This window comes from uncultured Hymenobacter sp. (assembly GCF_964242765.1).
GTDB lineage: Bacteria > Bacteroidota > Bacteroidia > Cytophagales > Hymenobacteraceae > Hymenobacter.
On sequence record NZ_CAXTBM010000017.1, the window covers coordinates 41,155 to 54,474 of the forward strand.

At 58.6% G+C, this 13,320-nt stretch carries 12 protein-coding genes (1 of these 12 only partly in view); 7 read left to right on the forward strand and 5 right to left on the reverse strand.

Features of this window, described 5'->3' with window-relative positions:
- The 3 genes from ACFE7X_RS09405 to ACFE7X_RS09415 form a co-directional block, all read right to left on the reverse strand.
- A protein-coding gene (locus ACFE7X_RS09405; RefSeq protein ID WP_375435420.1) for a serine hydrolase crosses the window boundary here: on the reverse strand, positions 1 to 1,088 show its 5' portion. It extends 364 nt beyond the left edge of the window; the window shows 1,088 of its 1,452 coding nt (coding positions 1-1,088); it begins with the start codon at positions 1,086 to 1,088; the stop codon falls past the left edge of the window.
- A 334-nt stretch (positions 1,089 to 1,422) separates the two neighbouring features.
- The gene (locus ACFE7X_RS09410) at positions 1,423 to 2,019 is read right to left on the reverse strand and encodes an energy transducer TonB (protein WP_375435421.1); all 597 of its coding nucleotides are present in this window, start codon (positions 2,017 to 2,019) and stop codon (positions 1,423 to 1,425) included.
- Positions 2,020 to 2,021: 2 nt separating this feature from the next.
- Positions 2,022 to 2,243 carry a hypothetical protein gene (locus ACFE7X_RS09415; protein ID WP_375435422.1) on the reverse strand — a complete coding sequence of 74 codons (222 nt, stop codon included), beginning with the start codon at positions 2,241 to 2,243 and terminating at the stop codon, positions 2,022 to 2,024.
- A 216-nt stretch (positions 2,244 to 2,459) separates the two neighbouring features.
- Here ACFE7X_RS09415 and ACFE7X_RS09420 point away from each other — a divergent pair, with 216 nt between their 5' ends.
- From ACFE7X_RS09420 to ACFE7X_RS09450, 7 genes are all read left to right on the forward strand, one after another.
- Positions 2,460 to 4,760, forward strand: coding sequence for an RND family transporter (locus ACFE7X_RS09420; RefSeq protein ID WP_375435423.1), 2,301 nt, complete (start codon positions 2,460 to 2,462; stop codon positions 4,758 to 4,760).
- A 129-nt stretch (positions 4,761 to 4,889) separates the two neighbouring features.
- Positions 4,890 to 5,483 (forward strand): hypothetical protein, encoded by a 594-nt coding sequence (locus ACFE7X_RS09425; RefSeq protein WP_375435424.1) that lies wholly within the window; start codon positions 4,890 to 4,892, stop codon positions 5,481 to 5,483.
- Between the two features lie 197 nt (positions 5,484 to 5,680).
- Entirely contained in the window at positions 5,681 to 6,031 is a 351-nt protein-coding gene (locus ACFE7X_RS09430) for a hypothetical protein (RefSeq protein WP_375435425.1), read from the forward strand.
- A 9-nt stretch (positions 6,032 to 6,040) separates the two neighbouring features.
- Positions 6,041 to 7,456 (forward strand): hypothetical protein, encoded by a 1,416-nt coding sequence (locus tag ACFE7X_RS09435; RefSeq protein ID WP_375435426.1) that lies wholly within the window; start codon positions 6,041 to 6,043, stop codon positions 7,454 to 7,456.
- A gap of 54 nt (positions 7,457 to 7,510) precedes the next feature.
- Positions 7,511 to 9,145, forward strand: a complete 1,635-nt coding sequence (locus ACFE7X_RS09440; RefSeq protein ID WP_375435427.1) for a DUF5691 domain-containing protein — start codon at positions 7,511 to 7,513, stop codon at positions 9,143 to 9,145.
- 63 nt (positions 9,146 to 9,208) lie between these two features.
- Positions 9,209 to 10,306 (forward strand): AAA family ATPase, encoded by a 1,098-nt coding sequence (locus ACFE7X_RS09445; RefSeq protein ID WP_375435428.1) that lies wholly within the window; start codon positions 9,209 to 9,211, stop codon positions 10,304 to 10,306.
- A gap of 41 nt (positions 10,307 to 10,347) precedes the next feature.
- Entirely contained in the window at positions 10,348 to 10,563 is a 216-nt protein-coding gene (locus tag ACFE7X_RS09450) for a toll/interleukin-1 receptor domain-containing protein (protein WP_375435429.1), read from the forward strand.
- Positions 10,564 to 10,596: 33 nt separating this feature from the next.
- Here ACFE7X_RS09450 and ACFE7X_RS09455 read toward each other — a convergent pair whose 3' ends face one another.
- Both ACFE7X_RS09455 and ACFE7X_RS09460 read right to left on the reverse strand, forming a co-directional pair.
- Positions 10,597 to 11,823 carry a glycoside hydrolase family 130 protein gene (locus tag ACFE7X_RS09455; protein ID WP_375435430.1) on the reverse strand — a complete coding sequence of 409 codons (1,227 nt, stop codon included), beginning with the start codon at positions 11,821 to 11,823 and terminating at the stop codon, positions 10,597 to 10,599.
- 210 nt (positions 11,824 to 12,033) lie between these two features.
- A complete protein-coding gene (locus ACFE7X_RS09460; RefSeq protein ID WP_375435431.1) occupies positions 12,034 to 13,320 on the reverse strand; it encodes a zinc dependent phospholipase C family protein in 1,287 nt (428 codons plus the stop codon).

Sequence of the window (13,320 nt, forward strand, 5' to 3'; positions counted from 1 at the left end):
CCTTCCACTATCTGGGCTGCCATTGCCCACAGTCGGCCCTGCGTGGCCCTGTCTGATTCGTTGGCCAATACTACAATGCCAAAACCTAGATCTGGGTAAAAAGCGCAATAACTGGCAAAGCCAAAGGTGCCGCCCGTGTGCAGAAGCTTGCGTTTGCTGTCGGTGGTTTCAAGCACGCTCCAATTCAAGCCGATGGCCTCTTCCTCTAGGCTTCCCCATGTCGGCTGGTGGCTTAAGGCAACGGCTTTATCGGTTTCGGCGAGCTGATGCGCTAGGTACTTCACCATATCGGCGGCGCTGTAGCGCAAACCACCCGACGGCTCGATTTTTTCCAGGGAGTGGTAAGGCATTCGATTTCCCTTTTCATCGTGCCCAACAGCTAATAGTTTGTGGCCGGCTTTTGCGCTAGCGGCACTCTGCATCTGAAGTGGTTTCTCGATGTATTGTTCCAGCAACTGCTCATACGGGGTCTGGTAAACGTTTTCCAGGATGTAGGCCAACAGCTGCGCGCCCGCATTGGAATGCCGAGGAACAAGACCAGGCACGGTATCTAGCGTAACGGTGTGCAGGTCGTCGAAGAAGTTCTGCTTGGTGTAGCGGCTGGAAGCTTTGCGAATAATAAACGGAATAGAATCGGGATTGGCTTGTTGCAGCATACCAGTGAGGTCGGGCAGGTTGTCGGGCAAGGAAGACGTGGTATTGGCTAAATGCACCAATCTGATTGGTTTGCCTGCATAAGCTAGATTAGGATAAGCCCCAACCAAGTACTTCCGGATGTCATCATTCAGGCTTACCCGCTTCTCCCCCACGGCCTGAGCCAGCAAAAGGCTAGTAAACGTTTTGCTGATCGAGCCAATTTCGTAGATGGTGTTTTGGGTTGGAGCCTTGCTCGTGCCTTTTTCGGTGGTGCCGAAGTTGTAGAAGTAGGTTTGCTTGTTCTTGATAATCCCTATCGAAAGCCCCACTCGGGTTAACTCTTTTAGGAAGGCTTCCCCCTCCCGCTGCACAACTAGGTCTAGCTGGTTTTTGGCATTGCCACCCGTTGCCGGTGCAGTCGATTGCCCTGAGGCAAATTGGGTTACCAACATGAACATACAGGCGACTAGGGTACCGCAGTTTACAGCCATAGAGAGTATTTTTTTGCGGGACACCTACCATTTACTGAAAGGTTACAAACAAGCGCATATTTCAACTGGCAGTGAAAATGTGCATAGGTAGAACTAATCTACCATTTGAATCCTGCTAGCTAAACCTTAGCAATCTTGAACGGAAGAGGTCAAATCCACAGATTGGCGATTCTCATGTTTGCTTATGAATATTTGAAATTATTACAGCGTCTAGTCGCTGGTATAGCCTCAGGGCCTTACGTGGACTTAGCGCATATTCTCATTTTTTACTTCGCTCACAAAAGGGTCTTGTTCCTTATTGTATTTTATAGGCAACTGAAAGTTCTTCCTCAGTATTGCTAGCCGCAGGCTCAAACCGCAACTGATGAAGTAAAAAGTCAGCTTGTCGAACCATTTCATCTCGCCCTACGCTGGCTGGTGGAATTGTATTATCTATGACAATAGCACTAACCACGTTACCACTGGTATTGATTTTCAGGCGCATAATTACCTGACCTTCTGTTTCAGCACGTATTGCTTCGCTAGGGTACCGAATTCCCTTCCGTATGTATTCGTAGTAATTGTTATCCCCAGATACTGTTTGATTTTCTTTTATCCGCCGCCCAATGCCTCGGGGCAAAAGAGGTATTTGAGCCAAATCGGCAACGAGACGCAACGAATCATTGCGCACCTGTTGGATTCTAGCTAGCGAATCCTGCCGCACTTTAGCCTGGACGATCTGACTACCTCGTTGTTTAGCAGATGCAGTTGGCTTAGGAGTAGGCATTGGCTGTGCATCCCATCGATTGAACGACGTCTGGGCTAAAGCACTATTACCAACAAGCAGAAGTATTAACAATAACAGCCCTGGCTTTGGTAAGCCAGGGCTGTTGGATTGCTGTTTTCTCTTCATTCCTACAACGACTTCGCCACTGGGGCAACCGTCGGCGCGGGCGTTACGGCCGCGGTTTTGGCGCTTTTCTTCATGCAGCACGAGCCGCCCATAGCGGTTTTCTGCGCTTCCGAACACTCCGTTTTGGCTACGCTTTTTTTGCTTTTCTTGGTGTCTTTATCGCCGTTGGCCGAAACCGTGCCTACGAAGGCGAATAAGGCGAGAGCAAGCAGTACGTTTTTCATAAGCTTATTACAATGAAAGTGGAAACAAAACGAGGAAAACGGCGGTTGGCTTCCCTGTGCCTTACCCTTGATAGCCGCCGAATCTAAGGTAGCAAATAAGGTCATACAAAGTTGCGCCTAGCTCCAGCTTTGCGCCTCGTCGAACGTTCTTTGTTGCCACGGCGTGTTATTTCGTCGTTCAACGATTCACTGAGCTGGAGCTTGGTGGTACCCTCTATGCCGCTTCGTAAACTGAGTTACAGTGTCTTGCTCGCTCTGGCCCTGGTGTCGGGGCTGGCGTTGTTTTTCGTGGCGCAGCTACGGTTCAACTACAACTTCAACGACTTCTACCCCGCCGGCGACCCGGACCTGGACTACTACCAGCAGTACTCTGCCCGCTTCGGCAACGACAACGACTACGTGCTGCTCGGCCTGGAAGCCCCAACTGGCCAAACCGTGTTCGAGCCCCGGTTTCTGGCCCGCGTCGATTCGCTGACGCGCTTTATTGCGCAGCGGCGGCACGTAACGCAGGTTTCTTCGCCCACCACGGCCAGCAACCCGGTGGTAGAGGGCCTGGGCGTGTTCAACATTCCGTATCTGAACCCCCACGACCCCAGCCGCCGGGCGCAGGACTCGGCCCTGGTGTACCGCACGCCGGGGCTGGTGGGCAACCTGATTTCGCGGGATGCCCGCGCCGTGACGGTGCTCTTCCAGACCTCGCCCAACCTCAGCAAGCCGCCCGGCGACTCGTTGCTGGCGGCGGTGCGCACGGAGTTGAAGCGCCAGGACTTCCAGGAAAGCGAGTACCACATGGCCGGTAAGATGGTGGCTCAATCGGTGTTCGTGGACCGCCTGCAAATGGAGCTGCTCGTGTTTATGAGCCTCTCGGTGGTACTCGTGACGGGGCTGCTGTGGCTCACCTTCCGGACGTGGTGGGGCGTGGTGCTGCCGCTGGTGGTGGTGCTGGGCGCCATCTTGTGGGGCCTTGGGCTGATGAGTGCCTGCGGCGTGAGCATTGATTTGATGACGGCTTTGCTGCCGGTGATGCTGTTCGTGGTGGGCATGTCGGATACCATTCACATCATCACGCGCTACGTAACCGAGCTGGGCTATGGCGCTAGTAAGAAGGACTCGCTGTGGATTGCGCTCAAGGAATCGGGGTTTGGCTCGGGGCTTTCGGCCCTGACGACCAGCATCGGCTTCTTTACGCTGATGACCAGCACGATTCGGCCGATTTATAATTTCGGGCTCTTTACGGGCATTGCGGTGCTGCTCACGTTTGCCCTGAGCTTCACGCTGCTGCCGGCCATGCTGCTGCTATTGCGCAAGCCGCAGCTGCGGGTGCCGCGCGAAGATGGCCACAGTTGGGACCGGGTGCTGGGGCAGCTGTTTCGGAACGTACTGGCGCGGCGGCAGTGGGTGGTAGGCATCAGTGCGCTGCTGCTGATTGGCTCGGTGGCCTCGGCTTCGCGCATTCGCATCAACTCCGCCCTGCTCGACGACCTCTCCAAGAACGACCCGGTGAAGCTGGATTTCCAGTTTTTCGAGCGGCAGTTTGCCGGGGTCCGGCCCTTCGAGCTGGACCTGAAGCCCGCCCCCGGCCGCACCATCTACGACTTAGCGGTGCTGCGCGAAACCGAAGAGATTGAGCGGTATCTAACGCAGGATTTCGGTTTGAACTTCGTGGCCTCGCCGGTCACGCTCGTCAAATCGGTGCGCAAGGCCCTGAACGGTGGCTTGCTCAGCGAGTACCGCCTGCCCGATTCCGAGGCGGAGCTACGGCGTATTACCTCTAAAATCAGGCTGTTTCGCAAGAAGCCCGAGTTTCGGGCGCTGGTGCTGCCCGATAACTCGGAAGGCCGCCTGACGGGCCGCATGCCGGACGTGGGCAGCATTCGGGCCGATAAGCTGAACGCTGGGCTGCGCACTTTCCTGCGCGAAAATACCGACCCTCGGGTTCTGCAAACCCGCCTTACGGGCTCGGCCAACCTCATTGACAAGAACAACGAGACCCTCACCCGCAACATGATAACGGGCATGAGCATCGACATTGTGATGGTGACGCTCATCGTGCTGGCGTTGTTTCGGAGCTTGCGCATGACGCTGGTGGTGCTTATTCCGAATCTGGTGCCTATTCTTATTGTGGCCGGCGTGATGGGGCTGGCCGGCGTCAGTATGAAAGTGAGTACCAGCATCATCTTCACCATTGCTTTCGGCATTGCCGTTGATGATACCATTCACTTCATCAGCAAGCTCAAGCTGACTTTGCTCAAGGAGCCCAATCTATTCAAGGCCGTGCGCCACACGTATCTGATGGCGGGCAAAGCCGTCATTGTTACGTCGTTGATCTTGGTGGGCGGCTTCTCTACGCTGATTTTTTCGTCGTTCGACGGCACGTTCTACGTGGGCTTACTTATCGGGCTGACGCTGCTGTTTGGCGTGGTAGCCGAGCTAACGTTGCTCCCGATTCTGATTCTGGCATTCTATCGGCATCGGCCGCGTGAGATTCGACAGCCGGTACCGGCGCTGGGCGGTTAGGCAAGCATTGGTTCTTATAGAATAGCGCAGAAAATTGGGCGGACGCACGCGGAAGGCGTTTCTCTGCGTTACTCGGCCAAAAACTTTGCGTTCCTGCGCGGGAAATAAGGTCCGCGCATATTTGCAGGTATGAAACGTCTCCTCCCTTTTCTTTTTTTCCTGTCTTTCACCGCTCAGGCTCAAACTCCCGCTGTTGAAACGCCTCCCACTGAAATGCAGCCCGCCGACCCGCTGACGCCGCTTATCAAGGAACGGGAGCTGATGGTGCAACAGTACGAGCAAGCCAGTGCCCAACGCAACAGTCTGTTCGGCAACAAACCAAGCAAGAGCGACCTCGAAGAAGTGGTAGCCGCCTTGAAAGGCATCGTCCGCAAAGACACCGAAATCGTGCGCGCCGTACAGGCTGCCGCCCTGCGCCGCACCGCCGACATCCTGGCCGAAAACCAGCAGGTGAAGCAGCAAGTCACGGTGGCCCGCACCGACCAAAGCAGCACCCAACAGCGCTTCTACGACCTAGAAAACCAGATTGCCAACCTCCAACTCCGCGACAAACAGCGCCAAAAGAAGCTCGTGGAACTGCAAGCCACCGCCGAAGAAGCCATACAGGAACGCACCAGCCGCGACCTACTAGCCACTGGTCTGGCCGTGTTGAGTTTAGGCTTGCTTGGCTACGTGGTGAAGCTGCGCGGCCAGCAGTCGGGCCCCCAGCGCCGCCGGAAGTAGTTATGTAGCCGATGACTTGATTCATTGAGCGAGTGGAGAGCCGCACTTCGCGTCTTGGCGGTGCTGAGGTTGTTTACCTAGAACAATGCAGCTCCAATCGCTCAACGCCGAGACGCGAAGTGTTGCGTCTCTACGCTCGCTTTGGTTGCGTTCATGTCAGCATTCAGGATGCGCACTTTCTCTAACCTTCTCATTCCATGCTTGTTTCCGCTGCCGACTACCTAACGTATGCTGAGGCGGTGGCGCTCTACCACGACTTGCGGGATATAGATATAATAGCGTTGGTGAAATCAGCCGGCCCGCCTACTTTTCCTTACGGGGAAGGCATGTACTACCAGCTCTGGATAGAAGAAACAGAGGCCGAAGCGGCGCGGGAAACGGTGGAAGCCTTTGAAACGGAGCGCACCCGCCTGCGGACAGTGCGCTGCCCGAAGTGCGGCACGCCCGACCCACCGCTCAGCGCGCATCCGGCGTGGTGGAAACAACTGTTTTATGCGGGCACTACGTTGCACAAATGCGAGCGTTGCGGCGCGGAATTTCCGGTCTGAACCGCTACTTTGCCCGGGTTTTACGCTCCCGCTTCGGCGGGCATATTCCCCGCCGACTTGACCTGGACTGAAGAACAAGCCCGCGCCTTACTAACCGACTCCGGCACCCTCAAACGGGGCCTGGACTTAGCCAGCCCCACCAAATGGAACAACCTTGGCCAGACGGCCGCCGCCGCTTGGGGCGAGTGCAAAGGCAGTGGCTCCAAGCCCTACCAAACCAGCATAGCCTTAACCGAGCCCGCCTTTAAGTGCTCTTGCCCGAGCCGCGTGTTTCCGTGCAAGCACGGCGCTGGCCTCCTGTTGCTGCTAGCCCGCCAGCCGCAGCTATTTGGTGGCACCACCCCGCCGGCTTGGGTGGCACAATGGCTGGAAAAGCGCCAGCAAGCCCAAGACCCAAAAATCACCAAAGCCACCCCAAACTCGGTTGAGGCCAGGGAGGAATCCTTAACTACTCTGCACCCCGCCGAAGAAAGTGCAGTAGCAGAAGACCCCGCCAAAACCAACCAAGCGCTGCAAAAGCGGCTGAGCCGCATGGCGCAGGGTGCTACCGAGCTGGAAGACTGGCTGCTCGACCTGATACGGGCTGGCACTGCCGTAGCCCAAGGCCAGCCCCGCAGCTACTGGGAAGTTCCCGCGGCGCGCCTCATCGACAACCAGCTGCCTGGGCTGGCAAGCAGAGTGCGGGAGTTGCCGGGCCTTTGCCACAGCGGCCCCAACTGGCCTGAACGCCTGCTGGCCCGCCTCGGCGAGTTGTATTTGTTGCTGCGCGCCTTTCAGCGCCTCGACCACCAAACGCCGGAGGCCCGCGAGGAGATTCTGCAACAGGTGGGGGTCAACAGCAAGAAGGAAGACCTGCTCGCTCGCCAACCCGCCGTGGCCGATGAATGGCAGGTGGTGGGCCTGCACACCGAAGAAGAAGAGCGCCTAACGGTGCGGCGCGCCTGGCTGTGGGGGCGCCGCACTGGCCGCTACGCCTTGGTGTTGGAGTATGCGTTTGGCAGCCAGCGTTTCGCCACCTCTTTGGTACCCGCCGCCGTGTATGCCGGCGAGTTGGTATTCTACCCGGGGCTGCTGGCGTTGCGCGCTATTCCCGTTGCTCTCCGCTCGCTGAACCCAGCGCCTCCCAACGTCGATCCGCCCGGCCAAAGCCCGACCGAACTTCTCGACGAGTATGCCACGGCGCTGGCCCGGCATCCTTGGCTGCGGCAGTGGCCGGCCACCTTGCGGGATGTTCTGCCCACCTATCTCCCCCCCGACGACGCGTGGGTTTTGCACCACGCCACCGAATCGGTAGCTCTACCGCTGCGCCTGGAAGCGGAAACCGGCTGGCACCTATTGGCGCAAAGCGGCGGCCAGCCCATCCAAGTGTTTGGTGAGTGGAACGGCCGCACATTTCATTTGTTGGCTTACTTCGCCGGTGAGTAGTTGGAAGCAACCAGAAGCTTGAACTCGAAGCAGAAATAATCGCCGCTCTATTCTATGACCACTTCCCACCCGCAGCCTTCGTGGCCTCAACTGCTCCGCGTAGCGCTGCTCGGCACTCGCCAGAGCGGTGAGTTGGTGCCCGCTGTACTTGGCGCTGCCGAAGCCGCCAGCAACGAGGACCGCGAGAAACAAGTGCTACTTGCTGCCGGGGCGTTGGCCCTGATGCGGCGAGCCGGCCACCAACCACCGGCAGCGGCAGTAGCCGCGCCCACACCGGCGCCGCCCGATCCCCTGCCCCCACTCGGCCCGCTCAGTGCTGCCTGTCTGCAACGGATGGTGGTAGACGAGCTGTTTGTGGAGTTGCTGCCCAACTACCTACACCGGGCCGCCGCCGCTGGGCGCCGGGTGCCCGATTCACTTCTTGCCGCCCTGTTGCGCTACGCCGCCCGCTCCCCCGACACTGCCGCGGTGCTGGGGCCGGTGGCCGGCACGCGGGGCCGCTGGCTGGCGAGTCTCAACCCCGAGTGGCACGGCCTGCTAGCTCCGCCCACCTCCGACGACGCCAACCTTGAGCGCTGGGAAACCGGCACCCTGGCGGAGCGGCGGGCTTGGCTGCTGGCGCGGTTCGGGCAGAACGCCGACGCGGCCCGCGCCTTGTTGCTGGCCGCACTCCCCACCGAGCCCGCCAAAGGGCAGGAAATGTTGTTGGAAATACTAGCCAACCACCTGCACCCTGATACCGAACCAGTGCTGGAAACGCTGCTTCGGGCCCGGGGCCAGGAAGTGCGCCGCCACGCCGCCACTTTGCTGGTGCAGCTACCCGGCGCGGCACTGGTAGAGCGCCTATGGGCGCGGGCTGAGGGGCTGCTGCAAGTGAAACGCGCCCTGTTGGGCCTGGGCAAGAATACGCTGGAAGTAACACTGCCAGCAACCTGGGACAAAAGCTGGCTCACTGATGGCATAGAAGAGAAAAACGACCAGTATGCCTACACCATTGCCGGCCATCAGAACGCCGCAACCGTCGGCGCTGGCGCAGTGCGCCTGGGGAATATACTGGCCCTGTTGCCCGTACGCCGCTGGACCAGCCACTTCCACCTCACCCCCGACGAACTACTAGCGCTAGCCCTAGATTCGGAATGGGCGCTGCCGCTGCTGGCTTGCTGGGCCCTGAGCACTATCACCCACCAGGCGGCGGAGTGGGCCGCGGCATTTGTAAGGCTTTGGCTCCACCAGCAAAAGCAACTCAGTGAAGCAAGAATTCAGTTGCCGCTCGCGAAGCTGCTGGCACTAGTGCCCCCAGCCGTTCAGCAGGAAATCCTGCTTGAGCCGCTGTTGCTCCGTTTGCAGCGCCCCACCATCGACTGGGACACGGATTGGGAGGCGCTGGAACAAACCCAGATACTGCCAGGCCCTTGGCCCCGACTCCTCACCCAGGCCGCGCTCGACGTGGTAGCCCACCGCACGGCCCACACCGCGGCCCTGCCCTTCCTGCCGCGCGAGCAGTACCGCTTCGGCTACTTCGTCAGCCAGACACTCCCCCACGTGCTAGACCCCGCCGATGCCCTTTGGGTTATCAACTTCCTTGAGTCCATCCCGGAAGCCCACGAATTCCACCAAGTCCAATTTCAAACCTTCATCGATACCCTCCGCTTTCAAGCTGATTTAGAAGCCTCTCTCACCGAGAACTAGTGTTGCCAGCTTTCTCGCCCTAAGTCAAAATTTCGAAATCTCTATTTCCTCCGTTCTAATTCCATGTCCGACAATTCAATTGATACCCTACTCCGCCCCCACGCTGAAGTTCTGTACGCCGAAGAGCTAGCCGCACTGGTCGCCACCGACGACCGGCCCAAGCCAACCAACTGGAAACTCTCGCCCTGGGCAGTGGTCACGTATTTGTTGGGCGGCAAGCTCGACAACGGGTTTGAAATCGAGCCGAAGTATATCGGGCAGCGGCGGCTGATGGAAATTGCCGTTGCCACTCTCGCCACCGACCGGGCCCTGCTGCTGCTGGGCGTGCCGGGCACGGCCAAGAGTTGGGTTTCCGAGCATCTGGTGGCCGCTATCAGCGGGCATTCCAACCTGCTGGTGCAGGGCACGGCGGGCACCAGCGAAGACGCTATCCGCTACTCCTGGAACTACGCGCGCCTTATTGCCGAAGGGCCGTCGTTGGGGGCCCTGGTGCCCTCGCCCCTGTTCAAAGGCATGCAGGAAGGCAGCCTCGTGCGCCTCGAAGAACTCACTCGCATTCCCTCCGACGTGCAGGACACGCTCATCACCATGCTTTCCGAGAAGGTGTTGCCCATCCCGGAGCTAGCCACCGAGGTGCAGGCCACGCGCGGCTTCAACGTAGTAGCCACCGCCAACGACCGGGACAAGGGCGTGAACGAGCTCAGCAGCGCCCTGCGCCGCCGCTTCAACACCGTGGTGCTGCCCCTGCCCACCGACTTGGCCGAGGAAGTGCGCATCGTGCAAACCCGCGTAGCCAAGCAGGGCAAATCCTTGCAGCTGCCCGTGGAAGCCCCGGCCGTCGAGCAAATCAACCGCCTCGTGACCATCTTCCGCGAGCTACGCAGCGGCGTGACCGAGAACGGCAAAACCAAGCTCAAGAGCCCGAGCGGCACGCTTAGTACCGGCGAGGCCATTTCCGTCATGAACAGCGGCTTGGCGCTGGCCGCTTACTTCGGCGACGGCAGCCTCCGCGCCCACGACTTGGCCGCCGGCCTCACCGGCGCCGTGGTGAAAGACCCCGTGCAGGACCGCATCGTGTGGCTGGAATACCTGGAAACCGTAGTGAAAGAGCGCGAGGGCTGGAAGGATTTGTACCGGGCCTGCCGGGAGGTAGTGGAATAGAGTTCACTGAAATGTCATCGTTAAAATAACACACTTACATCATGCGAATTTTCTTATCCCATTCTAGCAGAGATGCACAACTTGTATCTCGACTGAGAAAGCAATTACAAAATTCACGACATGATATTATTAGCACAATACAAGATGTTCTGCCTGGCCAAGATTGGACAAGTGAGATTAAGAACCTTCTAGAAAGCGCAGATATATTAATTCCGGTTATAACAGAGCAATCAAATAAATCAAGTTGGATAATTTGATGACCTAAGCCCTTCGACGCCCCGAAGACCCATCTACTTTACCGGCCGAGTAGCAACCGCTATTTTCGAGTCAGCCGTGCCGTAGTATAGCAGCCAGCGGGAGTTGAACCGGGCCAAGCCTTCCAGAAATACCACCTGGTTTACTTGCCCCGTGGTTTCGTAGGGGCGCTCGGGGCGCATAAAATACCGGTCGGTGCGGCGCAGCAGCTTGGTGGGGTCGGTGCGGTCGAACAGCGCCTGGCCGGCGGCATAGGTGCCCACGGGCAGGGCTTTGTCGCCGAATCCCGGCTCGTTGCGGCTGTTGTAAATCAGCCGGATACCCTGCTCGGTGAGCATGGCCGGAGGACCAGGCTCCACCAAATCACTATCGAAATACCCTTCGCGGGTAGGCAAAATAATCTTCAGCGTTGGCATAGTTAGGGCCACTCCCCGCAGGGGCACGGGCCGCTTTTCACCGGCCGCCATTTCCAGCGGGGTCCAGTGAATCAGGTCGTCGGAGGTAGCCAACCAGATTTGGTTGTCGCCCCAGTACATCCAATACTTGCCCTTGATTTTGGTGGCTACAATGCGGCCATCAGCTTGGTAGCGCGAAACGATGGAGCCTGACTTGCTCCACTTGTCCACGAACTTGCCGCCGGCCGCCTGCGCAAACACGCTGCCGTACTTGGTCCAGTGCCGCAAGTCGCGCGAGGAGGCTACGTGCAGGCGCGCCCGGTTACGGTCCGCCCCCTTGTCGCCGTCGTAGGCGGTATAGGTCAGGTAGTAGGTGTGGTCCTCGCTTTCCACTAGGCGCGGGTCTTCGGTACCGCCGGGCCACTCGTATTTCTTTTGCGCATCGTTGTCGGGGTAGAGCACGGGAGCGGGCTCGCGGGTGAAGTGGATGCCGTCGGAACTGATAGCCAACCCGATGCGCGAAGTTTTGGCGAACTTGCCCGCCTTGTTTTCGGCCCGATAGAGCAGGTACACCTTGCCGTCTTTCACCGCGACGGCCGGATTAAATACGTCCTTGTCTTCCCACTGCACCTGCTGCTTAAGAATGGGGTCGAAGAACCGGCCGGCCGTGCTCGGTCCCAGGATAGGGTTGATGCTATCTTCCTTGGTGAAGTTGAGCAGGGCCCAACCGTCGGGGGCGGGCGGGGCGGCGACTACGCTGGCGGTAGCGGCGGTGCGGTCTGGGCCGTTGCAGCCCAGCAGCAAGGTCAGAACCAACGTAATGATGCTGCTCGCAAGCACAAGAAAGCGTTTTTTCAGCGTATCCATCGGCTGTTCAAGTTAAGGGGTTGCTTTATACTAATGCGTGCCAAGGCTGCGAGTGGCAACCAGTGGCCGTCCTTGTTGAAGCAGAGAACTCCTGTTTGGCAGCCGGGACTTTAGCAGGTCTAGGCCCTTTAGGCGTCTTAGACTCTTGAAAAGTAACGGATTTCACTTCGCTAAGTGTACCGAAGCTTCGGCACACCCAATGCTGAAGGATTAGCGCGGAGAAACCGGGGCTACCTGAGCTGGCTCAAACGCCTGCAAGCGGCGAAATGCCTCGCGGGTTTCAACTAAAGTGGCCGCTTCCCGCTCGTCTTCCGCTACGGGTGGGCGCGTCAGCTTCCCGAAAAAACGAACCAGATGCTGCTTTTGGCCCAGTGTTACGCCCGCAAACTTGTGGTCGGCCAGTTGGCGCAGCCACTCGCCGTAGGTTTCGTCGGCCAATTCGTACTCGCCTACCTTCGTAGCCAGGCCCGTATCGAAATCGTAATTAGGTAGCGGCAAGGAAGTGCTGTCCCCCTGCTGCTCGCGCGTGATGGCCGTACCGTAATCGGCTACAACGGTCACGAAGCTCTGCTTGAGATACTCTTGGGCCTTCGGCGTCGGCAACCGAAAGGCAAACGGCTGAAGTGGTCCTACTTTGGGCAACACCTGAACCACCTTGGAGAGCAGGCGCGCCCCGAATCCGGGCCGCTGGTAGGGGATTTTGAACTCGCGGCGGAACTGGCGCGGGCTCTGCCGGAACACGTACTCCCGGCGGCGGGCCCGGGGGCTGGCGCGCAAGATGTTTTTGCGCTCGGCGTGCCAAGCGGCCCGGCTGGCCGTTGGGATGAGCTGCTGCACGGCAAAGCGGAAACTGCCAACGCTTAAGTCCACGTTGAACAGCACTTGGCCCAGCTCCAACCCGTAGGTTTTCTGGAAAGCACGTTCCAGCACGGGCTTGTTGACTTCAAAGCCAATGAAGTTATGGTAGTCGCTGGCGCGGTAGCGCCCGGCGGCCAGTTGCACCACGTCGAAGGCAAACTCCAGCTGCGTATGCTGAATGGGCGCTTCTTCATAAGTGATACTCGACCCAAACTTTGCCGCCAACTCCGGGTATACCGACGGCATGGCGCGGTTGGTGCCCTCGGAGTGCCCCTTGATGTCGGCCACGTAGTGGGCCAACGCTCCCAGCGCAAACGCGTACTCGTTGCGGTCCTGGGCCTCGTTGAGCAGGCTGCGCACGAAGTCGCCCGAGCGCACGTAGTGCGTGAGGTTGCTAAACAGCTCGGACCCAAACGGATAATAGCCCAGGTCCTGGATAATGGAGCCGCCGTAGGCATTGGCTTTGGCTGCTTTCCACTCTTCGGGCGTCGCGCCGGGGTAGCGTTGCGTCAGCAGCGGCATCAGGTGTTCGTACCAACAGGCATCTACGGTGGCCAAGTGAGTCAGCACGGAATACCCGGCCGCAGGAGTTGAAGACAGCCAAAGAGCGGCTACGCTTAAAAACAACCATTTCATCAT